This is a genomic window from Pseudomonas sp. GW821-FHT10B02 (genome assembly GCF_059415665.1).
Map to the genome: position 1 here is coordinate 98,077 of NZ_JBWKNR010000008.1, position 26,249 is coordinate 124,325.

The window sequence follows — 26,249 nt, forward strand, 5'->3', positions numbered from 1 at the left end:
TCTCCTGGAGCGGAATCAATCATTCGAATGCTTCTGCATCGGCTGATTGTCAGACATTCTTGAGCGCATCCCTGGGAAATATTTTTCATCCAGAGACGCCGTAAATCGGGCGTCACAAATCAGTCACGAATGCGTCACAGCAGCGCAATCGCAGGCGCTGAAACTGCTGTTCATGAGCGCACCCACCCTGCATGTCACGCTGATCAGCGATACCTTTCCACCCGAGATCAATGGCGTGGCCAATACTCTTGGCCGCTTGAGCGAAGGCTTGCTCCAGCGTGGCCATCGGGTCGAACTGGTACGCCCGCGTCAGGCTGGTGATCCGCTGGGTGCCGGTAATCAATGGCAGCTGCTGTGCCGCGGCTGGCCGTTGCCCGGTTATCCGGGATTGCAGTGGGGGCAGGTGTCGATGCACAAGCTGATCCGCCGCTGGCGCCGGCAGCGCCCGGATGTGCTGTACATCGCCACCGAAGGGCCGTTGGGCTTGAGCGCGCTGCGGGCAGCACGCAGATTGGGCATTGCCGTGGTCAGCGGCTTTCACACCAACTTTCATCAGTACGCCAGCGACTACGGCTTCGGGCTGCTGGCTCGGATGCTCACGCATTACCTGCGCTGGTTTCATCGACGCACGCACACCACGCTGGTGCCCAGCGTCAGCCAGCGCCTTGAACTGCAACGGCGCGGGTTCGACAACCTGACACTGCTGGGCCACGGCGTTGACAGTCAACTGTTCAACCCGGGTAGACGAAGCCAGACGCTACGAGAACAGTGGGGGCTGGAAAATGATGATATCGCTCTGCTGCATGTCGGACGCCTGGCGCCGGAAAAGAACCTCGGCGTGCTCCAGCAATGTCTGCAGGCTGCGCAACAAAACTATCCACAGCGACGGATCAAATTGATTGTGGTCGGCGACGGCCCACAGCGCAGCGCACTCCAGCAACAGTTACCTGACGCCCTGTTCTGCGGTGCGCAACGGGGTGAAGCCCTGGCCGAACACTACGCCTCGGGAGACATTTTCCTGTTCCCCAGCCTGACCGAAACCTTCGGCAGTGTAGTGCTCGAAGCACTGGCCTCAGGGCTGGGCGTGGTGGCCTACGATCAAGCCGCCGCGGCCCAGCATATCCGCCACGGTCACAGCGGTGCGCTGGCCATGCCGGGTGACCAGGACGCGTTTATCGACGCCTGCAACTGGCTGGTGGAAGACGCCGAGGCGCTGCGGCGGGTACGCCTGAATGCTCGTCAACACGCCAGCCGCCAAGGCTGGCCAGCGATTGTCGAGCAGTTCGAAGACCACCTGCTGGATGCCTGCCGCCAGGGCCAGAGCAACATCGCGCGCCTTCCCCCGGCGGCCCTGACGATCAAACCAGAGTCGTCAACGCCTCGCGGCTGAACGGCAGGATGTCCTGTTCACGACCATCGCGAACCTTGGCCGCCCAATCCGCATCGACCAGCAGCGCGCGGCCCACGGCCACCAGATCGAACTCATCATTGTTCAGGCGCGTCAGCAGGTTCTCCAGGCTGGCCGGCTGCGCCACCTTGTCGGTGGCAACCATGAACTGCAGGAACTCCCCGTCCAAGCCGACGCTACCGACGGTGATGGTCGGCTTGCCGGTGAGCTGGCGGGTCCAGCCGGCCAGGTTCAGCTCGGAACCTTCAAACTCCGGCTCCCAGAAGCGGCGGGTGGAGCAGTGGAAGATATCCACACCCGCGTCGGCCAGCGGCTGCAGGAACGCGCCCAGCGCCTCGGCACTCTCCACCAGACGAGCGCTGTAATCCTGCTGCTTCCACTGTGAGAAGCGGAAGATGATCGGAAAGTCCGGGCCGACCGCGGCGCGCACAGCCTGGATCAGCTCAATGGCAAAACGCGAACGTCCGGCCAGATCGCCACCGTATTCGTCAGTACGCTGGTTGCTGGCCGCCCAGAAGAACTGATCGATCAGGTAACCGTGGGCACCGTGGATCTCCACCCCATCCATGCCAATCGCCTGAGCATCGCGGGCGGCCTGGGCGAAAGCTTCGATCACCTCACGAATATCGTCGCGGCTCATGCCGTGGACCGCCACCTGGCCATCCTTGATCTTCTCGCTGGGACCATAGCCCGGCACGCTGGCGTCCGGCTCGGTACCCAGGCGGCGCACGCTGCCGACATGCCAGAGTTGCGGAACGATGCGACCGCCTTCGGCATGCACGGCATCAACGACCTTTTTCCAGCCGGCCAGGGCGTCTTCGCCATGGAAGCGCGGTACGTTCGGATAGCCGTTGGCGGCCTTGTGATCGACTGTGGTGCCTTCGGTGATGATCAGGCCGACACCTGCGGCGGCACGGCGACGGTAGTACTCGACGACCTTGGCATGCGGTACACCGCCGGGGCAGAAGGTCCGGGTCATCGGTGCCATGACCACACGGCTTGGCAGCTCAAGGGAGCCCAGTTGAAATGGGGTGAACAGTGCGGTGGCGGACATGCGGCGCTCCAGGGAAGTTAGGAATGCGCCTGAGGATAGGGTGAGCCGTTAGCGTGGCCCAGCACTATTGATTTGAGTGATTTAACAGCATCGCGGGGCAAGCCCGCTCCCACCAGGGTCACCCTGTGGGAGCGGGCTTGCCCCGCGATAGATCCATCAAGCCAACGCTTTTTCGATCGCCGTCACCACGGTCGAATCATCCGGCGCAGTACGTGGCGAGAAGCGCGCCAGCACCCGGCCATCCTTGCCGACCAGAAACTTCTCGAAGTTCCAGGTGATGTCGCCAGGAAACTCCGCGCCCTCCCCGGCCAGCAAGCGATACAGCTGATGACGCTCGGCACCGTTGACCTCCAGCTTGCTACTGAGCGGGAAGGTCACACCGTAGTTCAGGCTGCAGAACTGCTGGATTTCAACTTCAGTGCCCGGCTCCTGCCCGGCAAACTGATTGCACGGCAGGCCCAGGACACTGAAGCCTTTGCCTTTGTACTGCTGATACAGATTTTCCAGTGCCGCGTATTGCGGGGTCAGGCCACACTTGGAGGCGACATTGACCACCAGCACCACCTGGCCCTTGAACGGCGCCAGAGGCAACTCCTGGCCATTCAGCGCCTGCAACTTCAGGTCGTGAAATGCACTCATGACGTATTCCCTCTCCAGATCCCGGTTGCCGCTGCGGGCTGCAATCAGTTACACCAGCCCATTAAAAAGGCGCCCTGCCAAGCCGTCCTCCCCTACTGGAATGCGACGGTCTTGCCCGGGCGCCTTCGCGACTTTCTGAGCTTAGCGCAGAAAATCAGTGGTGATGGCCACCTTCGCCATGGACGTGGCCATGGGCTACTTCTTCTTCGCTGGCGTCACGGATGTTGACGACCTTGACCTTGAAGTTCAGGCGCTGACCGGCCAGCGGGTGGTTGCCGTCGACAGTCACGTCGTCGCCGTCCAGATCGCGGATGGTCACGATCTGCATCTGGCCATCAGGCGCGGAAGCGTGGAACTGCATGCCCACTTCCAGCTGATCGACGCCTTCGAACATGCTGCGGTTCAGGGTGCTGACCAGTTCGGCCAGGTATTCGCCGTAAGCGTCTTCCGGCTCGATGGCAACTTCCAGCTCGTCGCCGGCAGCTTTGCCTTCCAGGGCTTTTTCCAGGCCTGGAATGATGTTGCCTGCGCCATGCAGGTAGACCAGCGGAGCGCCGCCGGCGGAGCTGTCGATGACCTCACCAGCGTCGTTGGTCAGGGTATAGTCGATGGAGACAGCCTTGTTGGCGGCGATCAGCATGGGGCGAGACCTTTTGCATAAGAATGTAGAGCCCGTAAGTGTAACCAACGCATCGCCTGAAAGCGAACGCAACCCGGACAAACGGGGCAGTTTGCCAGCCTGCCCGAAACCGGCTTTTACCTGTGGCGGATGCGCTCGGGGTGCCGATAGCGATACCCTTGGCAATTGATTCTTTGTGCACCGCTCATTTCGAGAAGCTCGCATGCAGACATTTTTCATTGCGCCGACCGACTTTGGTGTCGGCCTGACCTCCATCAGCCTGGGCCTGGTGCGCACCCTTGAGCGCGCTGGGCTGAAAGTCGGCTTCTTCAAGCCGATTGCCCAGCCGCACCCCGGCGATACCGGCCCCGAGCGCTCCACCGAGCTGATCGCCCGCACCCATGGCCTCAAGCCGCCCAAGCCGTTGAGCCTGGCCCATGTCGAGCGCATGCTCGGCGATGGCCAGCTCGATGAGCTGCTCGAAGAAATCATCACCCTGTACCAGCAAGCGTGCATCGGCAAAGACGTGGTGGTTGTCGAAGGCATGGTCCCGACCCGTCACGCCAGCTATGCCGCCCGGGTCAACCTGCACCTGGCCAAGAGCCTGGATGCCGAGGTGATCCTGGTATCGGCACCGGAAAACGAAGTGCTCACCGAGCTCTCCGGCCGGGTCGAGTTGCAGGCCCAGCTGTTCGGCGGCCCGAAAGACCCGAAAGTGCTCGGTGTGATCCTCAACAAGGTGCGCACCGACGAGAGCATGAGCGTGTTCGCCGAGCGCCTGAAAGAACACTCGCCATTGCTGCGCGGCGATGACTTCCGCCTGCTCGGCTGTATCCCCTATCAGGCCGACCTCAACGCCCCGCGTACTCGCGATGTGGCCGAGCTGCTCGGTGCCCAGGTGCTCAACGCCGGTGATTACGAACAGCGGCGGATGAACAAGATCATCATCTGTGCCCGTACCGTGGCCAACACCGTGCCGCTGCTCAAACCCGGCACCCTGGTGGTAACCCCGGGCGACCGCGACGACATCATCCTTGCCGTGAGTCTGGCGGCGATCAATGGCGTACCGCTGGCCGGGCTGCTGCTGACCAGCGACAGCAAGCCTGACCCGCGCATTCTCGAACTGTGCCAAGGCGCGTTGCTGGCCGGCTTGCCTATCCTGTCGGTGAGCACCGGTTCCTACGACACCGCCAACCAGTTGAACCAGCTGAACAAGGAAATCCCGGTGGATGACCGCGAACGCGCGGAAATCATTACCGACTTCGTCGCCAGCTACCTGGATGCCGATTGGCTGCACCAGCGCTGCGGTACCCCGCGCGAGCTGCGCCTGTCGCCAGCCGTATTCCGCTATCAGTTGATCCAGCGTGCCCAGCAAGCCAACAAGCGCATTGTCCTGCCTGAAGGCGCCGAGCCGATGACCGTGCAGGCCGCCGCCATCTGCCAGGCCCGCGGCATCGCCCGTTGTGTGCTGCTGGCCAAGCCCGACGACGTTCAGGCCGTGGCCCGCGCCCAGGGCATCAGCTTGCCCGAAGGCCTGGAGATTCTTGATCCGGACCTGATCCGTGAGCGATATGTCGAGCCGATGGTCAGCCTGCGCAAGAGCAAGAGCCTCAACGCCCCCATGGCCGAACAGCAACTGGAAGACCCGGTGGTGATCGGCACCATGATGCTGGCCCTGGACGAGGTCGATGGCCTGGTCTCCGGTCTGGTCCACTCCACTGCCAACACCATCCGCCCGGCCCTGCAGCTGATCAAGACCGCGCCGGGCTGCAGCCTGGTGTCGTCGGTGTTCTTCATGCTGTTCCCCGAACAGGTACTGGTGTACGGCGACTGCGTGATGAACCCGCACCCTACCGCCAGCGAACTGGCGGAAATCGCCCTGCAAAGTGCCGACTCCGCCGAAGCCTTCGGCATCGCCCCACGGGTGGCGATGATCAGCTATTCCAGCGGTGATTCGGCCAGCGGCGAAGAGGTGGAGAAAGTCCGCGAAGCCACCCTGCTGGCCCAGGAAAGCCAACGCAGCCTGCAGATCGACGGCCCGTTGCAGTACGACACCGCCGCCAACCTGGAAATCGCCCGGCAACTGGCGCCCAACAGCCAGGTGGCAGGGCGCGCGACCGTCTATGTATTCCCCGACCTGAACACCGGCAACACCACCCACAAGGCGGTGCAACGCAGCGCAGATTGCGTGAGCCTTGGGCCGATGCTGCAAGGCCTGCGCAAACCGGTCAACGACCTGCCGCGCGGCGCCCAGGTCGACGACATCGTCTACACCATTGCCCTGACCGCGATTCAGGCCAACCGCTCACTGGATAGCTGAACATGCTCGGATTGCTACCCGCGCCACTGCGCGGGGTGATTGCCTCGCTGCTGCTGGGGCTCAACACCATTGTCTGCTGCACCCCGTTGTTCATCGTCAGCCTGTTCAAGCTGTGCCTGCCGTTCGCGGCGGCGCAGCGGATCACCGATGAACTGATGCGCCATATCCACGAAGCCTGGATCAGCAACAACAACGCCTGGATCAACCTGCTGGGCAAGGCGCGCTGGCAGGTCGAAGGCCTGGCCGGGCTGGATTACCAGCACAGCTACCTGATCACCAGCAATCACCAGAGCTGGGTCGATATCCTGGTGTTGCAGTACGTGCTCAACCGCCGTATCCGTCCGCTGAAGTTCTTCCTCAAGCAGGTGCTGATCTGGGTACCGGTGATCGGCCTGGCCTGGTGGGCGCTGGGCTTTCCGTTCATGAAACGCTACTCCAAGGCGTACCTGGCCAAACACCCGGAAAAAGCCGGTAAAGACCTGGAAACCACCCGTCGCACCTGTGCGAAGTTTCGCGGCAAGCCCACGGCCATCTTCAACTTCGCCGAAGGCACGCGCTTCACCCCGGCCAAGCATCGCCAGCAGCAATCGCCCTACAAGCACCTGCTTAAACCCAAGGCCGGGGGCATTGCCTTTGTACTTGATGCGATGGGCGAGCAATTGCAGTCGATCGTCAATGTCACCCTTCACTACCCGGCGGGTGCGCCAGGGTTCTGGGATTTGCTCTGCGGGCGGGTGAAGCACATCGTTGTGCACCTGGAAGAACTGGCGATTCCGCAAGAGTTTCTGGGCAAGAACTACGACCAGGATGAAGCCTATCGCCTGGCCTTCCAGCAATGGATCAACCAGTTGTGGCAAGACAAGGACGCCCTGCTCGAGCGTCTTGAACACAACACGCCGGCCTGATCGATGCAAAAACTCTACCCAAGGGGAAACTTTCTTCTCCTTGGGACTGAGTCAGATCAACAGAAAATCACCTAGCGCCCCCCGAATCCCCCGCCAGCATCTATGCTCTTCCCCACGATGTTTCTCATCAGTCATCACACGGAATGAATGCCTATGAAACCGCTGCGCACCCTGACCCACGCCTTCACCCTTGCCTCGCTTATGACTGCAGCCAGTTTCTCGGCACAGGCGCAAGACATTCTGATCGGTGGCACCGCCATTGAAGACGACGTGGTCACCAACGTCCTCGCCATCGATAAAGACAAGCGCGTGGTAACCGTCGCCGGTCCCAAAGACAGTCAGGTGCCTATCCAGCTGTCCGAACAGGCCAAAGCCCTCGATAACCTGAAAGTCGGCGATCGGGTCAACGTGCATGTCACCCGCTCGGTGGCGACCGTGCTCGATACCACCGTCGGTGGTGAACCGGGTGCCAGCAAGGAAGCCGGCGTTATTCGCGCCACCAAAGACAACCCCAATCCGGGCGGCGAAGCGTTCCGCCAGATCAAGATCACCTCGAAAATCACCAAGATCGACCTGAAAACCCACGAAGTCACCCTGCTGCCGCCAGAAGGCCCGCAAAAGGTGGTGAAGGTTGAAGATCCAGAGCTGCAGAAGAAGATGGATAAACTAAAGGAAGGCCAGACGGTCGATCTGATCTACACCGACGTGCTGAAAATCACTACCAGCCACGAAGGCTGAGCCTGCCGGTTGTAACCGACAAAAAAAGGGGAGCCAGCTGGCTCCCCTTTTCACATCGGTCGAAACGTAGGTCGAAACGTATCAGTACTGCTGACCTGGAATCGGCTTGAGGTTGACCTCTACCCGACGGTTCTGCGCGCGGCCGTTGGCATCGGCGTTGCTGGCAATCGGTTGATCCGGGCCCAGGCCACGGGCGCTCACACGGCTGGCATCGACGCCCTGGGAAGTCAGGTAAGAGACCACCGACTGTGCACGACGCTGCGACAGGTCCATGTTGTGCTGACGGCTGCCGGTGCTGTCGGTGTAGCCGACCACTTCAATGGTGTTCTGGTTGTACTGTTTGAAGGAGTTGGCCAGGTTGTTCAGCGGCGAGTAGAAGCTTGGGGCGATGTTCGCCGAGTCGGTGGCGAAGGTAATGTTGCCCGGCATGATCAGCTTGATCTGGTCACCCTCACGCTGTACTTCGACACCGGTGTTGGCCATGCTCGCACGCAGGGCGGCTTCCTGTTTGTCGGCGTAGTAGCCGTAACCGGCAGCAGCGGCACCGACGGCGGCGGCACCGATCAGTGCGCCTTTGCCACGGTTGTCGTGATCGATGGCCGCACCGGCAATGGCACCGGCCAGCGCACCCAGACCGCCGTACTTGGCGGTTTTGCTCATCCCGGTGGAGCCTTGTTGCGCCTGGCCCTGGCTGTCGTACGGGCTCTGGCCCGCGCAACCGGTCATCAGGGTGGCAACGGTAGCGACGATAATCAAACGACGCATGGTGAACATGGACAAGCTCCTACTGTAATTCGAAAGTGCAGGCAGACCGACTGCGGTTCTGTGCCAGGCTTGGATTGCATAAAAGCAAAATAATTCCCTGAAATTTCAGGCGCGCACGAAGGGGTTCTGGCGCATCTCATCGCCCAGACGGGTATCCGGGCCATGCCCGGTGACCACGGTAGCGTCTTCATCCAGGCTGTACAGGCGCTGTTTGATCGAACGTACGATGGTCGCTTGATCCCCGCCCCACAAATCAGTGCGGCCAATGCCACGACGGAACAGGGTGTCACCGGCGATCAGCAGCTTGGCATCGGCAAACCAGAAGCTCATCGAGCCCGGCGTGTGCCCCGGCGTGTGCAGCGCAACCCCGCAGCCACAGGCCAGCTCTTCGTCATCGGCCAGCCAGCGGTCTGGCGAGGGTACAGGCGTGTAAGGCACGCCGAACATCTGGCATTGCATTTCCAGGTTGTCCCAGAGGAACTGATCGTCCTTGTGCAGGTGCAGCGTGGCACCGGTCTTTTCCTTCAGTTGCCCGGAGGCCAGGAAATGATCCAGGTGCGCATGGGTGTGGATGATGCTCACCACCTTCAGGCCATGCGCGTCCAGGCGGGCGAGGATCTGCTCATGGTTACCACCCGGATCGACGACGATGGCCTTTTTGCTGATCGGGTCGCCGATGATGGTGCAATTGCACTGCAACGGGCCGACGGGGAAGGTTTCGCGGATGAGCGAGGGTTTTCCGGGTTCCATGGAGGTTCCTTGACGATTGATGGCCCATTCTGGCGCAACAGGTAAACGTGGGCGAGCATAGTACGACGAGCGAACTGACGCAGATCAATGTGGATCCTTGCTTTGCATTCGATCAAAACGCGTGAAAGACCATCAGCCCACCCTCGGCATCCGGGCTGGCGTCGGAAAAGCCCTTGACCGCGTACAGCTGGACTTTCCATTGCTGGTTGAGCCTATGGGTGACAAACAGCGTGAGTTCCTGGATTTGCGATCCAGTGGAGACAACTTTCTGCCGCCAGTCGTAGGACGCACCTGCCGTGGTACGTATTGCTACAGGGGTAGCAAAGCCGAGGCTGGCAAATACCGGGTCGTCGAAATCGCTATCGGGCGGATCGCCGAACTTTTTCCAGCCCAGGGTAGCGAAACCGGTCACCGGGCCAAACGTCCTGGCGAGGTCAACCTGGGCGGAATAGTCGGTTTCGCCGGTGCCCAGGCACTGGTCTTCGTCCGCGGTAGGAAATTTGACCTTACCGATCAGATCCACCAATACGCCGCCCTCACTGCCGTCGAGCAACGCATAACCTGCGCTGGCGACCGTATCGCCCAGGCCGCTTTCCACATCCCGGCAACCGCCAGGCAAAGGATCGCCATCCGGCCCGACTTCAGGGTTGGTGATGCGCAGCCAGGGCACGGTGACTTTGTAAGTCATGGGGCCGGTTTCGTACTTGCCCACCACTGGCACGTACCAGATTTCCGAGGTGGTCCCGGTGCCATAGTCACCGCTTGAGTAATCGAGGCCAATGGCCGTGCTGAAGGTGTCGGCCACCGCCGGTACGCAGAGGCTGGCAAGCAGGCCGGTAAACAGAGTGAGCGTGGGTCTCATCTTCACCTCAAGGTCTCGGAGGCAAACGCTGTCGGACTTTCCCAGCCTAGTTGTTTATTCGCGGGATGCAGGCTGGCCTCACGGCTTGCGGCTAACGACCGGATCGTTCCGGGCGCTCCACCTTCTCGGTCTTCTCTGCTTTCTCAGGCTTTTCCACTTTCTCGGCCTTCTCTACTTTCTCAGGCCTTTCGACTTTCTCGACCTTCTCCACTTTTTCAAGCCTTTCGACTTTCTCGACCTTCTCCACTTTTTCAGGTCGTTCGACTTTCTCGACCTTCTCTACTTTTTCAGGCCTTTCGACTTTCTCGACCTTCTCCACTTTTTCAGGCCGTTCGACTTTCTCGACCTTCTCCACTTTTTCAGGCTTTTCGACTTTCTCGGTCTTCTCCACCTTTTCAGGCTTTTCGGCTTTCTCGGCCTTTTCTACTTTCTCTGGCCGTTCGTCTTTCTCTACTTTCTCGACCTTATCGGGACGCCCACTGTTGTCCTCTTTCTCGGGTTGCTCGACGTTCTCAACGCGCTCCGACTTGCCTGAGTTATCCACAGCCTCAGACTTGCCGCTATCTTCACGACCGCCACCGTGGCTCTCGTCACGGCGCACCTCACCACCGTGACCGCTGTTGTCGTCGCTGGAGCTACCAGAGGTGTGCTCACGCAGTTCACTGTCATTGTGCGAGCCACTCTTGCGTCCTGAATGGTCCCTGCCAGAGGTATCGACGCGCTCGCTGTGAAGTTCGACCCGGGTCGCCCGCACCTCTCGTGCACCACTGAGGACCCCGCTTACCCGTACGCGTTGATCCAGTGCCAGCCTGGAAGGCTGCTCGCCGACAATCACCGTGTCGCGCGCCACCGTCACATTGAAGCCGCCGACCACCAGGCGCTGATTCTGCCGGCCTTGCACCAGGCCTTCGATCACCACCTCGCGCACCCGGCCGGCGAATGGCAGGCTCGGGTCAGGCCGGCTCTGGGCGACTTCCAACTGGCGACCGGACCACTGACCACGGACAAGCACTTCCTGCGCAGGCGCCACCCGGCTCCCCAGTTTCAAGCCCTGCAGACTGCCGCTGCGGTCGATCGCACCAATGGCGCTAGCCTGCTTGAGCTCCGGTGCCCGCTCGATGCGGCTGGCCACCACCTCACCACTGGCGTTGCGTAGCCCGCTGACCCTGACCGGTTCGCCCGGGCGCAGCCCTGTGGCAACCCGCGCGTCCTTGGCCAGATGCACCGGTTGGCCCATGACCCGCAGTGGCGACGCGGCATTTGCCAGCGCTGTCAGCGGCCCTTCATAGACGTTCAGGATCGCGATACGCCCGGCTTCCAGGCCTCGCTTGCTGGGGTAAGACTCCACGGCAACCACTTGCCCGATTGCCAGATGCTCGCTGCTGGCGGCAACGCCGTTTTCGCTCACGGGGACGTCTTTGCCGAAATGCACTTCCATGCCATTGACACAGATCGAGGCAAACCCGGTGATGGTGCCGACGATACCGGTGCCACCGGTACCGCCCGGCGCTCTGGTCGGCGCGCCCGTACCGCCGGTTCCACCGGGCCGCTGCTGGATCGGCGCCCCGCTACCACCAACCCCGCCATTGTCGCCCTGGATACCGGTGCCACCCATGCCGCCCGGCCGCGCCCCGGTACCCCCGGTGCCGCCCGGAAATTGCAGGCCCGCAGCGTCGGTCATGCCAATTTCATCGCGGCTGACACACACCGGTGCTGCGCTCCCCCATGAGGAAACCCCCAGGTTCAACACAAAACCCAGGACCAGGGCGGCAGCATGAAAGCGGCGCAGTGGCGAGATCATGGAGGAGGCGCCGTCGGCGAATTAGGCTCAGTGTAGAAATACAGCCCGATGGTGATGCGCTGGCGTGGATCGAGGCTCGACAGATCGCCGTTTTCCAGGTCGGCGGCCAGCCGACTGAAACCGAGCAAGGTCTGCATCCCCTCACTGGCTACCGTTTCACGCAGCACTTCGACGCTGGCTGGGCTCAGCGCGTCGTAGTGCACGCTGCGTTCGAAGAAAGGTTGCCCTTGCGCGGTCAGGTTGTGCACCGCCGCGCTGGCATGGTCGTGCAGGTTGTGGGCAAGGTAGGCGGCTTTTTCGTCAAAGCCCTTCTGCGGCACAAATGCCTGGGCCTCGAGGTGCACACAATCCTGTTCATCAAGCCGCACCACACCAAGGCGCAACCATTCGTCGAGCACTACCCGGGCGCGGATATCCGTGCTGACCTGCGCCACCAGCGCGTCAAAGGAGACATCACCGCCAACACTTGCCAGTCGCGGCAGCGGTAGCGCTTGGCCAGCCGTCTTGCAGAACGGCGAGTTGCTGGTCCAGGCATTAACCAGCTGCGCGCCCAGAGTGATGTTCTCCGGCAATGCCATGCTCGCCGTGTCGTCCTCCGTGCGCAGGCGCCTTACGTCCTTGCGATGGACCCCGGTAAGCAGGCTGATGCGGCTGTCGCTCGGCGCTTTGTCGTCCAGACGAAACTCTCGATCAGCCACATCGACGAATACCTCCTTGAGCAAATCGGCGAACACCGTATAGGTGACGCCTTTGCGAAGCATCAGGCGTACCAGGGGACGCATGACCCGTCGCAAAGCGCTCAACAACGCAGGAGGGAGTGTGGGCGAGTGCATTGCAGTCAATCAGCTCCTGCTGTTGTCGTCACCTGGTTCGCCGCCGACGTGATTACCGCGGTCATCACCCGGTTCGCCACCCACATGATTACCACGGTCATCACCAGGCTCACCGCCAACATGATTGCCATGGTCGTCGCCAGGTTCGCCGCCAACATGATGACCATGGTCATCGCCGGGCTCACCGCCCACATGATTGCCATGGTCATCGCCGGGCTCACCACCGACATGATTGCCATGATCATCGCCAGGCTCTGAATGGTTGCTGCTGCGCCCGGAGTTCGAGTTGCCGGCCTGGCCCGTGCCGGCGTCGCCATGGCTGCTGCCGCTATGACCGCTGCCACTGCTGCTGCCACTGCCGTTGCCAGCATGGCCACCACCATTGCCGCTTCCACCATGGCCGCCTGAACCTCCGCTTCCACCACCGTGACCGCCACCGTTGCCGCCGCCATGACCACCACCGCCTCCGTGACCGCCACCGCCGCCACCGCCGTGACCACCGCCACCTCCACCGTGGCCGCCACCGCCGCCACCGCCGTGGCCACCGCCACCTCCACCGTGGCCGCCACCGCCACCACCGCCACCACCGCCGTGACCACCTCCACCACCACCGCCACCATCTTTGGCGTAGGCGCTGGAACTCTGGGTAATCGAATCGGGGATCAAAACGAGGGAGGCCGACAGCACGCCGCCGATGGCCAGCGCCAGTAGAGCCTTCTTGAACAGCCGATGAGTCTGCATCTTCCGTCTCCTGGTCATTACCGTGAGAAACGCAATATCAAGCCGGAAATCGTTGGGTATTCTTGTACTTTTTATCTTGTGGGAAATTTTCCCACATGAAAAAACTAGACCCCTTCACCCAGGGATTCAAGCGACACAGTGGAAAGCCGACCAGTGGAAGATATTTCGCGGGGCAAGCCCGCTCCCACCGGTTCGGTGTATCCCCGGTGGGAGCGGGCTTGCCCCGCGATCAATGGCTCACGGCAAATAAAGCCTGAACAAGCCCCCGCCCAACGCCCCGCCATTGGCGATCTCGATCCGCCCCTTTACCCCGTTGCGCTCGTGCAAGGCGGCAATCCGCGCGGCAAAGTACAGCCCCAGTCCCGTGCTGCCACTCTGCGCCTCAATGCCCTGCACGTAGTCGTGCTGGCGCTCGAGCATACGCGCCGGAAAACCCGGGCCATCGTCGTTGATGCTCAGCAACAGTTGCTCGTCTTCGTCACTCACCGTGATCAGCAAGGTGTGACCGGCATAGCGCATGGCATTGTTGAGGACGTTGGCGACCACCGAGCTGACCAGTTCGCGATCAAAAAAGCCCAGCGGACTGGCCGTTTCGATACGCCAGCTGGCGAGGATATCGCGGTGCTGCAGCAAGTTCTGCTGGGCTGCCAGCTGCGCCTCGATGAAGTCGTCCAGTTCGTGATAATCCGGACACATCGGCAACTGATTGACGCCCAGTTTGTACAGCCCCAGCAATTGCACGAGCATGCCATTGAGATGGGTGACTTCGTACTCCAACACCCCCTGCTCGCTACTGCCACGCAGATCCTGCGGGAGACGTGCCAACCACTGGCCATGGGCCTGGGTAAGCGCCGACAGGGAATTTTTCATGTCATGTACGGTGGAGGCGATCACCGTGGAGAAGTCCAGCCCCTGATTGTCCTGGTTCATGCGCCAAAAGCCCGGATGTGCAGTTTGCGGTAACGGTCATAGCGACTGTCGCTTTCGGGAATACCGGCGACGCAGGTCAGGCAGGCGCGGCATTCGTCCATGATTGCTGGCGGCGGTGTTTCACCACCGATGCGCAGCAAGGCCTGGGCGGTGTTGAGGGCGATGCTGATGTTCTTCGGCTGCAATGTCAGGGCACGACGGAACTGTCCCAGGGCTTCGCTGAGCTGCCCAGCCTGATAGCTGCGTACCCCTTGGCGGTTGAGGTCGACGGCTTCGGTCACCGCGCCCAAAACCGCCGGATCGTCGGTCAGGCGCGCCACGCTCTGCATCACCTTGGGGTCATCACCGTAGGTCTCCACACAGTTTTTCAGAATCGAGGTGCCGGCCGATTCCTGGCCGAGCTGCTGCAACTGGGTCGCCACCACCAATGCCGCTTCGACGGAGAAGAACTGCTCCATCTTGTCCAGACGGGCCATAGCCTGTTCGGTCAGCTTGGCAGCGGTCTCGGCGTCGCCGGCCTGTTGCAGGCTGGCCGCTTTCATCAACCGTGCGCGGACCTGCAGGCCCTGGTCCTCGACGTTTTCCTTGGCCACTTCACTGAGCACGGTGTTGATCTCGACCCGGGTACGCGCATCCAGGCCGTTGCCGGCGTTCTTGTTCATCAGCGCCTGAACCAGGCCGAGGTTGCTCTCCGGGTCTTTGTAACGTGAGCTCTGGCCCTGGTTGACCGCATGCCGGTAAGCCTTCGAGGAAGTGTCGAAGTCATCGTTGTTCAGCGCCAGCTTGCCCAGCATCATCTGCCGGCGTACCGCCAGCGGCGACAGACGTACCGCTTCTTCCAGCACGCCCTGGGCACGTTTGCTTTCCCCTTGAGCGACCAGCACCTCAGCCAGCCCGTCATACAGGCCGGGCATCATCGGGAAAGCCTTGAGTGCCTGTTCATACACACCCTGGGCCTGGGAAATCTGATTGCGCTTGTACAGCAGGCTGCCCAGAGCGGCGTAGGCCCACGGCGTGGCCCGGCTGGAAATGATCGTGGAGAGGAACTTTTCCAGCTCGTCATAACGATTCAGGTCACGCAACGCATCGGCGCGGTAGCGCAAGCACAAGGGCGCAAAACGCGGGTCCTTCTTGCACAGCTCGGCGCAGGCCGCCAGCACCTCGGCCGGGCGGCCACGGTCCAGGGCCTGGAGGATCGGCTTGAGCAAGGTCTTGCGCTGCACCAGTTTTTCCAGACGCTGAGCCAGGCCGATACGGTTGAACGGTTTGGTCAGATAGGCATCCGGCTCATGCTCCAGGGCACTGAGGACAATCGCCTGGCTGGTCTCGGCGGTCACCATGAGAAACACACATTCATGGCTGATCAACTTGTCGAGGATCAGGTCTTCGAGCACCTGCTGGCCGTTCTTCTTGCCGTCGCCCAGGTGAAAGTCCTGGAGGATGAAGTCATAACGCTTCTGCGCGCACATACGCAGGGCCTGCTCACCGCTATCGGCAGTATCGACATCACGCACGCCCAGCTCGCGCAGCATGGAGCGCGCCGAACTGCGAAAGTCCGAGAAATCATCGACGATCAGAAAACTTTTATGGCTGTAGACCTGCATCCACGAAACCTGACATGGCAAATAAAAAAAAGGATGCACAGACCTCAACAACCACAGGCTGGCTTCGCGGGTAAATCCGGCGCGACATCAGGGTCGACACTCATGGGCTGACAATCGGGGTTACGCACAAGCGCCTGCTGCAGCCAGGCGCAACTGGTTTTCACCACTGCGCTTGGCTTCATACATGGCCAGGTCCGCAAGGTGGATCAAGGTGTCCATGCTCGCGGCATGATCCGGATAGATCGCTACTCCCAAGCTGGTACCCACCTGCAATAGCTCCCCGGAAACGATCATGGGAAAAGCCAGTGACTCGATCACGTTGGCGCAAAGCAGGCGCACTTCCTCTTCCACCCCGGCACCGGGCGAGAACCCTTCAAGAATCAGGACGAACTCATCGCCACCAATCCTGGCCACGGTATCGGCCGAACGCAGCATTTGCTTGAGCCGCTTGGCAGTAAACTTCAACACCTGGTCACCAACGGCATGGCCACTACGGTCGTTGATCGTCTTGAAGTCGTTAAGGTCGATAAACGCCAGAGCCACCCGCGTGTTGCTATTGCGGGCCTTTTCAAGGGCCAGCGCCAGGCGTTGCTCAAACGCCAGACGATTGGGCAGGCCGGTCAAGGCATCGTTGTGCGCCAGGTTCTGTAGCTGGCTGGCCCAGGCCTTTTCTTCGGTGATATCGCGTACCACCCCGATCATTTTCACGGCCTTGCCCTGACTGTTGCACACCACGTTGCCGGTCTCGCGCAGCCAGCGGACGCTGCCGTCAGGCCAGACCACGCGGTACTCCTCATCATGGTTTTCCCCCGTTGCAATGCAGCGCAGTTCTCCGGCGCGGACCTGATCACGGTCATCCGGATGCACGCTGGCGCAGAAACGCTCATAGCTGGGGACGATTTCCCCGACCTGAAAACCGAACATGGGATAGATGGCGTCAGACCAATAGAGCTGTTCGGTGTCGATCGCCCAGTCCCAGGTGCCAATGCGGGCAAAGTACTGGCTGCGTTGATAGCGCTCGATGTCTTCCGGCAGCACCGCAGCGCCCGGCGCCTGCCTGCTGCCCGAATCATCAAGGGGCTGGCGGCATTCACGCAATTGCCGTTCAAGCTCACGCCCGCGCAACAACGCACGTATCCACAGGATCGACAGGACGCCCAAGCCGATCCATGGCGCGAGGATGGACAGCATCTGCGTCATGGTGAAGCACTCAATGATGATAGCAAGCGGCCATCATCTTCGATCCTCTGCCCCTCGTAAAGCCTGGCATAGGCGCTTGCTCAGCGCACTGCCTGGCAGGTCAGCTCGGTGCCATACCATTTCACTTTGGCTTCGCCCTGATGTTCCCAGAACTCGACGCCCTCGGCACTGTACTTGCTGCCGCTGCCTGAAGGCTGGGCTATGGCGATGGTTTGATCATCGCCATAGGTAAGCACCGCCGCTTGCGGTTCAAGCTGGTTGTAGAACACTGCGGTAAAGGGTTTGCTGTCGTCATTGCAGTCAAATTCGACGGCTGCCGGTACCTGAACCGCACCGGACTGGATCTGCAGTTTGACCAGGCGAACCTGATACTGCTCAAGTACACAGGCATCAACATCACTGGCTTTCCAGCATTCATCACGGCCCTTGATCCAGCCGCGCTGGGTCGCCTTGAGCTGCTTTTGCGAATCGCTGTCGGCTTGTCCGAGCACGCGTTTATAGAGGGCTGCGAGGTCACGGTCGAGTTTGCTCAGTTGCGGGCTCTGGCACACTTTCAGTGCCACGCCTTCGGCCTTGTCGCAGGAAAACGACGGCCCTTCTGCCGCCAGTGCCGTACCCATGGGTAACAAGCAGGTCAGCAGCACCAGGGTGCGTGCACGGAACATGGGCGAGGCCTCCAACAGGAAAGAACCTGCCAGACAGTACAGCAGATATTCCTCCCTGGCCGCACATTCAGTCGTCAGGCCAGCAGGCCCAGGGCCTTGGCCCGGGCGACAGCCTGAGTCCTGCGCTCGACGCCCAGCTTGCTGTTGATGTGACTGGCGTGGGTCTTGACCGTATGCAAGGAGATGAACAGCCGGTCGCTGATTTCCTGGTTGGAACAACCTTGGGCAATCAACTCCAGCACCGCCTTCTCCCGTGCGCTCAAGGTCTCACAGCTGGTGCCGGTGGCTTGAGCCGTATCGAGGGCCGGCAACAGCGCCAGAAGGCTGGCCTGCGTCGGACTCGCAGGTTGCATCAGCAACTGCTCGCGCAGCCACTGCGGGTGGTCCTGCAATAGCCGCTGGAACGCCTGCAAGGCGCCACCGCGGCCAGCTTCCAGGCTCAGTGCCAACAAATCACGGGCCTGCATCTCGTTGTTGCTGGCCAGTAACAAGCCTATCCATTGGCACAACGCAGTGACACACAACAACTGACCACCGCTGGCCTGACCGCGCTCGACCAGCGCCTGCAGGCGTTGTCCGGCTTGCTCCAGACGCCCTTGGGTACGTTCGAGCAAGGCCTGTTGCAGTTCGATATGCAGCGGCAGCAAGGGATGGAACTCCGGTGCCGCAGCCGCCTTTTTGCCGCCGTAGGTCTGGCCCAGACGCAACAACCAGGACTCGGCAAGATCCGTGCGTCCCTGGGCCAGCCAGAGTTCGCATTTGATCAGGGTAATCATCGCCAGATAGAAAATCGGCGGTACGTCCCAGATGTGCATCAGCCGTTCGGCCTCGGCCAGTTCGGCGAAGGCTTCGGTAAAGCGCCCTTCGCGGCCATCCTGCGAAGCGATCACGCAATGACCGATCAGCACGCTGATGTCGCGACAGGCCCGTGCCTCGACCAGACCTGCACGCAGACGGCTGCGCCCGGCTTCCGGTTGCAGGCGCGCGACCAGCAGATAGCCTTCGTACAAGGTCAGGCGCGCCCGCGCCGCGTACAAGCGCTGCGCCGACAGTCCCTGCAGACGCTGCAAACCCTGGCGCACTTCATCGAGGGCCCGCAGTACTTCGCCGCGAGCATGCAGCACCCGTGCGCGATCGTAATGTGCCAGGGCTTCGAACAATGGGTTGCCGACCCGCTGAGCCAGCTCCAGCGCCTCGCGGTTCCAGCTGCGGGCCCGCGAGAAGTCAGCGTCGGCAATCGCCAGGTTGGAAACCGTCGACAAGCACACCAGGCGCTGGCCATAGCGCTTCTGCGGCAGGCTGCGCAGGGCTTCGACGCAATAGGAGCGGGTGCGTTCGCGATCGCCACGGCCGCGGGCGATGACCCCACTCAAGGCCAGCCATTGCGCCAGCATCGAACGCTGTGCCGTCGCCGAAGGCGCTGGCAGGAAGCGACTCAGGTGACTGGCCAGCTCTTCGGCGGCGTCCAGTTGCCCGGCCAGGCCCAGGGCCCAGCTGTACAGCACAATCAACCGTGGCGTGCTGATCAGCAGGCTATCGGGCAGGTCCATCTTCCAGCGCAGCAACATACCGACGTTCTGCTCGGCCAGCAGTTGCTCTTCGGAAAGGTTCTGCACCAGGTTGGCGGCGACATCCAGGTGCCCTGCCCGCAAGGCTTGCTCCACCGCCTCGTCGAGCAACCCCTGGCCCTGGAACCAGCGGCAGGCACGCAGGTGCAGGCTCGCCAGCGGCAGGCTGGGTTGGCGGCTGCGCAGCAGGTCGGAAAACAGATGGTGATAGCGGTACCAGCGCCCATGTTCGTCCAGCGGCACCAGGAATACCTGATGCGCCTGCAGGTACGCGATGATCTCGGCGCTGTCGTGGCTCTCACGCAGGGCATCGCACAACTCGCTGCAGAAGCGCTCCTGGCACGCGGTATCGTTGAGGAAGCCCTGAACTTCGGCCGGCAGAATATCGATCACTTCTTCGAGCAGGTAATCGCGGATCAAGCCCTCGCCGCCATGCAGGGCCTGGGGCAACGCACTGTCGGCGCCAGACTCGCTGGCCGCCAGCTGCCAGAAACGCAGCCCGGCAATCCAGCCGTCACTGCGCTGGATCAGATTATCCAGGGCCTGGCCGCGCAAACCGGTGCTCTGCTGGCCCAGCACCGCCAGCGACTCGTCGGGGGTCAGGCGCAGGTCCTGTTCGTTGAGTTCGAGCAGTTGGCGCGACAGACGCAGGCGCGCCAGGTGCCAGTCCGGGCGCAAGCGACTGGTGACCAGCAGCACCAACCCCGGCGGCAAGTGATTGAGGAAAAACTGCAGGCAGCGATCAAGTACCGGGCCCTGGGCCAGATGGTAGTCATCGAGCACCAGCAACAAGGGATTGTGTGGCTGCAGATGGAAAGCCAACTCATCGAGCAGGCCATCGAGCCATTCTTCGAAAGCAAACGGCTGGTGGCGCTGGCGCATTTTCAGCAGGCCCAGGGCCTGGTTGCCCAGCACCGGGCAATACTGCTGCAGGCCTTCAAGCAAGCGTTCGAGAAAACGTCCCGGATCGTTGTCGCGACGGCTCAATCCCAGCCACAGGCTGCTCCAGTGATTGGGCAGGCCCTGACAGAATTCCACGGCCAGGGAGCTCTTGCCGAAGCCAGCAGGCGCGGTGACCAGCAACAAGCGGCCACCCAGCCCGGATTGCAGGCGCTGGCACAGGCGCGCCCGCGGCACGTGCCCTTCAGGCAGTGGCGGACGATAGAAGCGTCCTTCCAGGACACTCATGGCCTGGCCGGCGAACCCTTGCGTACGGGACAGATCAGTCATGGCCGGCTCGTTTTAGTTAGAGAATCTTCGGCAGTACGGGTCAGCGCAGACTAGCGGTTAAAAACGCACATTTGAAGATGATTGCCGCGCTTTGCGGAAAAAAGACTACAACAAAAAGCGACAGTGCCGGATCAGGCAGGCCGCGCAAACAGAAACGCCCCGGCAAGCCGGGGCGTTCTGGGAGATCACACGGAGGTTTGAAACTTAGCGCACACCTTCCTGGCGAAGCGCTGCGGGCTGGAAGTCGCTAATGCTAGCCGAGAATCCGAAGTCGTAAGCCTTCTTCTCCTCGTTCTTCATGCCCAGTGCCAAATAGCGACCCGACTGCAGGTCGTAGATGGCTTCCAGGGTGTACCACGGCACCTGGACGTTGTAGTAGTCCTGGGAGTGGGCCTCGGAAACGCGCCACAGTTGATCGCGACCGTCGTACTGGTCGATCACTGCAGCCTGCCAGGTGTCTTCATCGATATAGAAGTCACGCTTGGCGTAGATATGACGCTGGCCTGGCTTGAGGGTGGCGACCACGTGCCAGACGCGGCGCAGCTCATAGCGGCTCAAGTCCTGGTTGATGTGCCCGGCCTTGATGATGTCGCTGTACTTGAGCTTTGGATCGTCGAGTTTGTAGCTGTTGGAGGCGATGTACATCTCTTTCTTGCCTTCCAGCTTCCAGTCGTAGCGATCCGGCGCACCGTTGAACATGTCCAGGTTGTCGGAAGTCCGCAGGCCATCGGCTGCAGTACCCGGACCGTCATAGGACACCTGTGGTGCCTGGCGCACACGACGCTGACCGGCGTTGTAGACCCACGCCTTGCGCGGCTCCTTGACCTGGTCGAGGGTCTCGTGGACCAACAGCACGGTACCGGCCAGACGCGCTGGCGCCGTCACCTTCTGCTTGAAGTAGAACAGCACGTTGCCCGGGTTGGCCGGATCGTAGCCCTTGATCTTGTCACGAAAGACGAACTGGTCCTGGAAGTACACCAGGCTGTAGGAGCCATTGGTTTGCGGCGTGGCCTGGGTTACCAGGCGGGTCACGCTGCCACCGCGATAGCGGGTGATGTGGTTCCAGATCACCTCGACACCGCTTTTCGGAATCGGAAACGGAACGGCGGTGGTGAAGTTCTCCAGGCCGTTGCCGCCAGCGACCAGGTTGGTCTTGGTAGCGTTTTCCTTGATCGCGGCAAACACGTCAGCCGGCACGGTCGAGCCACGATGGGTCGGATAGACCGGCAGCTTGTAGCTGTCCGGGTAGCGCTTGAGCATCGCTATCTGGCCCGGGGACAGTTTGTCCTTGTACTGGTCGACGTTCTGCGCGGTGATGGTGTACAGCGGCTTTTCGCTAGCGTACGGGTCGGCAAGGAAACCCTTGGCATCAACGGTGCCGGCATTGGTGGCCAACGGCTTCCAGGCGCTGATCGAACCGTCGGCGTTACCGGCCTTTTCCGCGCCCATTGGCGTCAGCGTGGTGCCGAGCTTGGCCGCCTCGTCGGCGGACACCGCCGCCATGACGCCGGTTGCCAGCAGCGACAGGCCCAACACACCGGCTTGCAGCAGATTCTTGGTCATTTTCATGTTCATGCTCGTCCTGAATCCGTGTTCTTAGAAGTTCACACCGAAGCTGAGGGCGACGAAATCGCGGTCATCCACGGTGGTGTACTTGCCGTCGAAGAAGTTGGTGTACGACAGGCTGGTGGTGTAGGTGTTCTGGTACTCGGCATCCAGGCCCAGGCTGATCGCCTTGCGCCCTTCCTCGAAGTTGCCGCCAGGGCCCGGGGAGTAACCGGAGACGTCATGCGACCAGGCCACGTTAGGCTTGAGGTTGACCCCGGCGAATACGTCGTTGTAGTCCCAGATTGCGCGAGCGCGGTAACCCCAGGAGGTGCTGGTGGTGAAGCCGTCGTTCTCGCATTTGCGCGAGAGGTTGGTCGTAGGGGCGTTATTGCCGGCACCGGTGATGGTCCGATTGTTGAGGAACTCACAGGTATTCACCGGACCAGTAGGCTCCAGCGGTCCAGGACCGTAGACCGGATCGCGGCCATAACGCAGCTTGTGCGCGCTTTCCAGACCACCGACATGGGTCACGCCAACTTCACCTACCACGGTCAGGCGGCTGGCCCCCATCACCTGGTCGAAGAAGTGGGTGAGCGTCGTCTGGAACTGGGTGATTTCCTTACGGGTATAGCCGTGCTGGTCCTGACCTGGAACGCCTTTGAGCAGCGACGCGTTGCCCAGACCCGGGATCGGTGTAACACCAGAGTAAAGGATATCGGTGGTGTTGAGCTGGACCGGCGCGTTAGGCCGGTAGCTCAGTTCACCGCTCCACGCGGTGCCGGTAGGCAGGGTGGTGGAGAAGCTCAGGCCGTACAGGCGAATGTCTTCCGGGTACTCGACGAAGTACTGCGAATTACCGGCGACAATCAACGGTGCCAGCGCCTGCAGCGCAGGCGGCAGGTTGCGCAGGCCGGCATAGACTGAAGGGGCAGCGCCCGTGGCACTGAAAATCGGCGCACGGCTGTGGTAGTTCATGAAGTAGGCGCCGAACTCGGTATCCAGCGGCTCGAACATGTAGCGCATGGCCACACCGAACTGGCCACTGTCACGCGCATCGCGATCCGGACCACGGTCGACCTTCACACCTTCGGTGTTGATGTCGACGCCCTGGCTGGCGAGGAAGCCCAGTGCCTGTGGCGGCAGGCTGCGGCTGCTGTTGAGCAGGCGCAAGTTGTCGGTACAGCCGTCGGCGATGACGTCAGGCTGGGAGAAGAAGGTGCCGCAGTTGTCGACGACAGTCTGGTCCCATTCGATCTGGTAGAAAGCTTCGGCCGAGAGGTTGTCGGTCAGGCTCTGCGACACATAGAACATGTTGACCGGGATCAGACCTTCCTTGACCTCGGCGCCAGGACGGCGGAAGGCGGCCACGTCGATCGGGTTGATCGAGTTGATACCGCCACCGATGAAGGTACTTTCACCCCAGCTGACTACCTGCTTGCCGAGACGCACCGAACCTGGCTGATCGGCGATGGAGTAGTTGTGATAGACGAAGGCGTCGAGAAGCTCGCTACCGGCGGACTTGGCGCCCTCTTTGCGGTTGGAGTCGCTGATGTCCTTGAACTCGCGGTGTTCATCCTTAAGCTCGAAGTCGTACCAGTACTTGCCGCGGACGAACACGCCGGTATCGCCGTACTTGAGCTCCAGGTCGTGGATGCCCTTGAAGATCTTCGAGAAGGTCTCACCGCGCTTGAAGTTCAGGTGGCCGTCGTCGGAGGTCTGCGACAGGCCTTTGCCGCCGTTGTTGACGCCAATCAGGTTCTTGTTCGGGTTGGCCGTCGACCAGCTGGCCCCTACGGACAGCGACGAGTCGAACGACCCTTCGATTTCACCGATGTTGAAACTGACGCCGAATGCAGGACCGGCGAGCGTAGAAGCGAGGCTGACGGCCAAAGGCAGTTTCGCCCGGCGCCAGAACAGATTTACTGATGTCATCGACGCTACTCCATGTACTTTCTTTATTTTTATGGCAGTGAGTCCTTTGCAGAAACGCTTTGTTCGACGGGTGTCAGTGCACCCTGATCGTCGAGCAAGTGGCCAGGCACATTCGTGTGCAGCCCCCCATTCCTGAAAATCCCCTGACCCGACTATAGCCAGCACTTAGTGGTGCTTGATCCCTCTAAAGTGTGATTTGCATATCTACCCCTGTGGCGCGGTGCTGTGAACCGGCCACGCTGCTGGCTGGGGAAGAATGGCTGAAAAATGACATATGACAAGTTTGAAATGTGTCTAGCCTGCGGGTCGCACCTGATCGGGCACGACCCGCGAGCCATCACAGGGTCGAGAGAAATGTGCTGTTACTGGCCTGCCACTGAGTGATGTCCAGGCGGATGCGCTTCTTGTCGAGCTTGCCGACGCTGGTCTTGGGAATTTCAGTAACAAGGGCAATCTGACTGGGAATCGCCCACTTGTTGATGTGCCCAAGCTCCACGAAAGGCTTGAGGTGCTCCTTGAGCGCCTTGGCATCGATGACCTGGTTTTCATGGACGACCAGCAGGGCAAAAGGTCGCTCCCCCCACTGCGGGTCGGCGACTCCGACCACCGCCACCTCGCGAATCGCCGGATGGCGGCTGATCAGGTCTTCAAGCTCCAGCGAGGAGATCCACTCGCCGCCGGTCTTGATCACATCCTTGATGCGGTCACGAATGTCGATCACACCCATGCTGTCGAGGGTGGCCACGTCACCGGTGTGCAGCCAGCCACCCTGCCAGAGTTCGGCGCCCTTCTGCGGTTCGCGGAAATAGCCCATGGTCAGCCAGGGCGCGCGCAGTACCAGCTCGCCTTGCGTTTCGCCATCGTTGGGGAGGAAGTTACCCTCACCATCGACAATCGCCGTCTCCACCAATGGCACCGGCACGCCGGCCTTGATCCGGTAGGTGATGCACTCATCCTCGCTGCCGGCCAGCAGTTCGTCGTTGAGGTGAGCGGCAGAGACCAGCGGGCAGGTCTCGGACATCCCGTAGGCGGCGGTCAGCTGAATGCCACGGGCCTTGGCGGCTTCGTACAGGGCACGGTTCAGCGCGCTGCCGCCAATGATGATTTTCCAGCCGCCGAAATCCTGGTCTTGCGCGCCCTTGGCATTGAGCAGCATCTGCAGGATCGTGGGCACGCAATGGGAGAAGGTGACCTTCTCATTGCGCCACAGCTGACACATCATTTCCGGCTCGTAACGCCCAGGGTAGACCTGCTTGATCCCCAGCATCGTGGCCACATAGGGAATGCCCCAGGCATGGACGTGGAACATCGGGGTGATCGGCATGTACACATCGTTACTGCCCAGCAGGCGCACACTGTCGATGCTGCCGGTGACCGAAGCGGCGGCCAGGGTGTGCAGCACCAGTTGCCGGTGGGTGAAGTACACACCTTTGGGGTTACCGGTGGTACCGGTGGTGTAGAACGTCGTGGCGACCGAGTTCTCGTCGAAATCAGGGAAGTCATACACCGGGCTGGCGGCGGCCAGCAATTGCTCGTACTCGCCCACCAGGTTCGGCAGATCGGCGGTCTTGGACTCGGCGTCAGTCAGCAACAGGGTTTTCTCTACCGTGGTCAACTGCCCGGCGATGGCCTGGTACAGGCCGACAAAATCGCTGTTGACCAGCACGAAGCGGTCTTCGGCGTGGTTCATGGTGTAGAGGATCTGCTCCGGTGACAGGCGCACGTTGATGGTATGCACCACCGCACCGATCATCGGAATCGCGAACATGCATTCCAGGTAACGGTGGCTGTCCCAGTCCATCACCGCCACGGTGTCACCGGCCTTGACCCCGGCCGCGGTCAACACGTTGGCCAGGCGCGCAATGCGCTCATTGAGGGTCAGGTAGCTGAAGCGCAACTGATCGCGATAGACGATTTCGCGGGTTTTCTCGTAGCGGCTGCCGGACAACAGCAAGCGCTTGATCAACAGTGGAAACTGATAAGCGCCCTCGGCAGGCGCAATGACACGAGTCTGCAACATAGGAGTCCCTTTTCTAGAGTGCACGAGCTGGGCAAGACATGACCCACTCTAGAACGCCACAACGCCGGCCAAATCAGCCGAAGGAATGATTTGACCGGGCAAATGGCTAGAGGCAAA

General features: G+C 61.3%; 21 protein-coding genes and 1 pseudogene. 5 read left to right on the forward strand and 17 right to left on the reverse strand.

Annotated features, from left to right (window positions below):
* Positions 1-172 precede the first annotated feature (172 nt).
* Entirely contained in the window at positions 173-1,390 is a 1,218-nt protein-coding gene (locus AC07OF_RS13940; protein ID WP_157194179.1) for a glycosyltransferase family 4 protein, read from the forward strand.
* Here AC07OF_RS13940 and AC07OF_RS13945 read toward each other — a convergent pair.
* From AC07OF_RS13945 to AC07OF_RS13955, 3 genes are all read right to left on the reverse strand, one after another.
* The gene (locus AC07OF_RS13945) at positions 1,359-2,462 is read right to left on the reverse strand and encodes an NADH:flavin oxidoreductase (RefSeq protein WP_157194181.1); all 1,104 of its coding nucleotides are present in this window, start codon (positions 2,460-2,462) and stop codon (positions 1,359-1,361) included. The genes AC07OF_RS13940 and AC07OF_RS13945 overlap by 32 nt on opposite strands.
* Positions 2,463-2,618: 156 nt before the next feature.
* Entirely contained in the window at positions 2,619-3,101 is a 483-nt protein-coding gene (locus tag AC07OF_RS13950) for a glutathione peroxidase (protein WP_157194182.1), read from the reverse strand.
* A 154-nt stretch (positions 3,102-3,255) separates the two neighbouring features.
* Positions 3,256-3,741 (reverse strand): FKBP-type peptidyl-prolyl cis-trans isomerase, encoded by a 486-nt coding sequence (locus tag AC07OF_RS13955; protein ID WP_128322723.1) that lies wholly within the window; start codon positions 3,739-3,741, stop codon positions 3,256-3,258.
* Between AC07OF_RS13955 and AC07OF_RS13960 the strand changes: the two are divergent.
* The 4 genes and pseudogenes from AC07OF_RS13960 to AC07OF_RS13975 form a co-directional block, all read left to right on the forward strand.
* Positions 3,710-3,832: pseudogene (locus AC07OF_RS13960) on the forward strand (DUF3565 domain-containing protein); the annotation flags it as partial. The gene AC07OF_RS13955 and the pseudogene AC07OF_RS13960 sit on opposite strands and share 32 nt — an antisense overlap.
* Before the next feature lie 111 nt (positions 3,833-3,943).
* Positions 3,944-6,040: a phosphate acetyltransferase gene (gene pta / locus AC07OF_RS13965; protein WP_191833643.1), complete on the forward strand. Its 2,097-nt coding sequence runs from the start codon at positions 3,944-3,946 to the stop codon at positions 6,038-6,040.
* A 2-nt stretch (positions 6,041-6,042) separates the two neighbouring features.
* Positions 6,043-6,945: a 1-acylglycerol-3-phosphate O-acyltransferase, YihG family gene (yihG, locus tag AC07OF_RS13970; protein ID WP_157194186.1), complete on the forward strand. Its 903-nt coding sequence runs from the start codon at positions 6,043-6,045 to the stop codon at positions 6,943-6,945.
* A gap of 153 nt (positions 6,946-7,098) precedes the next feature.
* Positions 7,099-7,683 (forward strand): hypothetical protein, encoded by a 585-nt coding sequence (locus AC07OF_RS13975; RefSeq protein ID WP_157194188.1) that lies wholly within the window; start codon positions 7,099-7,101, stop codon positions 7,681-7,683.
* Between the two features lie 81 nt (positions 7,684-7,764).
* Here the strand turns inward: AC07OF_RS13975 and AC07OF_RS13980 are convergent, their stop codons facing one another.
* The 14 genes from AC07OF_RS13980 to AC07OF_RS14045 all read right to left on the reverse strand — a co-directional run bounded on the left by AC07OF_RS13980 (position 7,765) and on the right by AC07OF_RS14045 (position 26,132).
* A complete protein-coding gene (locus AC07OF_RS13980) occupies positions 7,765-8,457 on the reverse strand; it encodes a YiaD family glycine zipper/OmpA-like lipoprotein (protein WP_157194190.1) in 693 nt (230 codons plus the stop codon).
* A gap of 96 nt (positions 8,458-8,553) precedes the next feature.
* The gene (locus AC07OF_RS13985) at positions 8,554-9,198 is read right to left on the reverse strand and encodes an MBL fold metallo-hydrolase (protein WP_157194192.1); all 645 of its coding nucleotides are present in this window, start codon (positions 9,196-9,198) and stop codon (positions 8,554-8,556) included.
* Positions 9,199-9,310: 112 nt separating this feature from the next.
* A complete protein-coding gene (locus tag AC07OF_RS13990; RefSeq protein ID WP_157194194.1) occupies positions 9,311-10,060 on the reverse strand; it encodes a hypothetical protein in 750 nt (249 codons plus the stop codon).
* A 91-nt stretch (positions 10,061-10,151) separates the two neighbouring features.
* A complete protein-coding gene (locus AC07OF_RS13995) occupies positions 10,152-11,861 on the reverse strand; it encodes a DUF5666 domain-containing protein (RefSeq protein ID WP_495073018.1) in 1,710 nt (569 codons plus the stop codon).
* Positions 11,858-12,694 carry a DUF6502 family protein gene (locus AC07OF_RS14000; RefSeq protein WP_157194198.1) on the reverse strand — a complete coding sequence of 279 codons (837 nt, stop codon included), beginning with the start codon at positions 12,692-12,694 and terminating at the stop codon, positions 11,858-11,860. The genes AC07OF_RS13995 and AC07OF_RS14000 overlap by 4 nt, the downstream gene beginning before the upstream one ends.
* A 9-nt stretch (positions 12,695-12,703) precedes the next feature.
* Positions 12,704-13,435 (reverse strand): hypothetical protein, encoded by a 732-nt coding sequence (locus AC07OF_RS14005; protein WP_495073019.1) that lies wholly within the window; start codon positions 13,433-13,435, stop codon positions 12,704-12,706.
* A 237-nt stretch (positions 13,436-13,672) separates the two neighbouring features.
* A complete protein-coding gene (locus AC07OF_RS14010) occupies positions 13,673-14,365 on the reverse strand; it encodes a sensor histidine kinase (protein WP_038614677.1) in 693 nt (230 codons plus the stop codon).
* Entirely contained in the window at positions 14,362-15,969 is a 1,608-nt protein-coding gene (locus tag AC07OF_RS14015; RefSeq protein WP_157194200.1) for a tetratricopeptide repeat-containing response regulator, read from the reverse strand. Before AC07OF_RS14015 ends, AC07OF_RS14010 begins: the two co-directional genes overlap by 4 nt.
* Before the next feature lie 120 nt (positions 15,970-16,089).
* Positions 16,090-17,169, reverse strand: coding sequence for a sensor domain-containing diguanylate cyclase (locus AC07OF_RS14020; RefSeq protein WP_232478213.1), 1,080 nt, complete (start codon positions 17,167-17,169; stop codon positions 16,090-16,092).
* An 80-nt stretch (positions 17,170-17,249) separates the two neighbouring features.
* The gene (locus AC07OF_RS14025) at positions 17,250-17,834 is read right to left on the reverse strand and encodes an MliC family protein (RefSeq protein WP_157194202.1); all 585 of its coding nucleotides are present in this window, start codon (positions 17,832-17,834) and stop codon (positions 17,250-17,252) included.
* A gap of 74 nt (positions 17,835-17,908) precedes the next feature.
* Positions 17,909-20,632: a winged helix-turn-helix domain-containing protein gene (locus AC07OF_RS14030; RefSeq protein WP_495073020.1), complete on the reverse strand. Its 2,724-nt coding sequence runs from the start codon at positions 20,630-20,632 to the stop codon at positions 17,909-17,911.
* Between the two features lie 204 nt (positions 20,633-20,836).
* Positions 20,837-22,201, reverse strand: a complete 1,365-nt coding sequence (locus AC07OF_RS14035) for a DUF1329 domain-containing protein (protein ID WP_157194206.1) — start codon at positions 22,199-22,201, stop codon at positions 20,837-20,839.
* Positions 22,202-22,228: 27 nt separating this feature from the next.
* Positions 22,229-24,112 carry a DUF1302 domain-containing protein gene (locus AC07OF_RS14040; protein WP_157194208.1) on the reverse strand — a complete coding sequence of 628 codons (1,884 nt, stop codon included), beginning with the start codon at positions 24,110-24,112 and terminating at the stop codon, positions 22,229-22,231.
* Between the two features lie 337 nt (positions 24,113-24,449).
* Positions 24,450-26,132: a fatty acid--CoA ligase gene (locus tag AC07OF_RS14045; protein WP_157194210.1), complete on the reverse strand. Its 1,683-nt coding sequence runs from the start codon at positions 26,130-26,132 to the stop codon at positions 24,450-24,452.
* Positions 26,133-26,249 lie beyond the last annotated feature (117 nt).

Coding starts and splice junctions, on each gene's coding strand:
- AC07OF_RS13940 (WP_157194179.1), top strand. CDS start 173: ATGAGCGCACCCACCCTGCATGTCACGCTGATCAGCGATACCTTTCCA.
- AC07OF_RS13985 (WP_157194192.1), bottom strand. CDS start 9,198: ATGGAACCCGGAAAACCCTCGCTCATCCGCGAAACCTTCCCCGTCGGC.
- AC07OF_RS13975 (WP_157194188.1), top strand. CDS start 7,099: ATGAAACCGCTGCGCACCCTGACCCACGCCTTCACCCTTGCCTCGCTT.
- AC07OF_RS13955 (WP_128322723.1), bottom strand. CDS start 3,741: ATGCTGATCGCCGCCAACAAGGCTGTCTCCATCGACTATACCCTGACC.
- AC07OF_RS14045 (WP_157194210.1), bottom strand. CDS start 26,132: ATGTTGCAGACTCGTGTCATTGCGCCTGCCGAGGGCGCTTATCAGTTT.
- AC07OF_RS14010 (WP_038614677.1), bottom strand. CDS start 14,365: ATGAACCAGGACAATCAGGGGCTGGACTTCTCCACGGTGATCGCCTCC.
- AC07OF_RS14025 (WP_157194202.1), bottom strand. CDS start 17,834: ATGTTCCGTGCACGCACCCTGGTGCTGCTGACCTGCTTGTTACCCATG.
- AC07OF_RS14040 (WP_157194208.1), bottom strand. CDS start 24,112: ATGACATCAGTAAATCTGTTCTGGCGCCGGGCGAAACTGCCTTTGGCC.
- AC07OF_RS14035 (WP_157194206.1), bottom strand. CDS start 22,201: ATGAAAATGACCAAGAATCTGCTGCAAGCCGGTGTGTTGGGCCTGTCG.
- AC07OF_RS14015 (WP_157194200.1), bottom strand. CDS start 15,969: ATGCAGGTCTACAGCCATAAAAGTTTTCTGATCGTCGATGATTTCTCG.
- AC07OF_RS14000 (WP_157194198.1), bottom strand. CDS start 12,694: ATGCACTCGCCCACACTCCCTCCTGCGTTGTTGAGCGCTTTGCGACGG.
- AC07OF_RS13950 (WP_157194182.1), bottom strand. CDS start 3,101: ATGAGTGCATTTCACGACCTGAAGTTGCAGGCGCTGAATGGCCAGGAG.
- AC07OF_RS13980 (WP_157194190.1), bottom strand. CDS start 8,457: ATGTTCACCATGCGTCGTTTGATTATCGTCGCTACCGTTGCCACCCTG.
- AC07OF_RS14005 (WP_495073019.1), bottom strand. CDS start 13,435: ATGCAGACTCATCGGCTGTTCAAGAAGGCTCTACTGGCGCTGGCCATC.
- AC07OF_RS14030 (WP_495073020.1), bottom strand. CDS start 20,632: ATGACTGATCTGTCCCGTACGCAAGGGTTCGCCGGCCAGGCCATGAGT.
- AC07OF_RS14020 (WP_232478213.1), bottom strand. CDS start 17,169: ATGACGCAGATGCTGTCCATCCTCGCGCCATGGATCGGCTTGGGCGTC.
- yihG (WP_157194186.1), top strand. CDS start 6,043: ATGCTCGGATTGCTACCCGCGCCACTGCGCGGGGTGATTGCCTCGCTG.
- AC07OF_RS13945 (WP_157194181.1), bottom strand. CDS start 2,462: ATGTCCGCCACCGCACTGTTCACCCCATTTCAACTGGGCTCCCTTGAG.
- AC07OF_RS13990 (WP_157194194.1), bottom strand. CDS start 10,060: ATGAGACCCACGCTCACTCTGTTTACCGGCCTGCTTGCCAGCCTCTGC.
- AC07OF_RS13995 (WP_495073018.1), bottom strand. CDS start 11,861: ATGATCTCGCCACTGCGCCGCTTTCATGCTGCCGCCCTGGTCCTGGGT.
- pta (WP_191833643.1), top strand. CDS start 3,944: ATGCAGACATTTTTCATTGCGCCGACCGACTTTGGTGTCGGCCTGACC.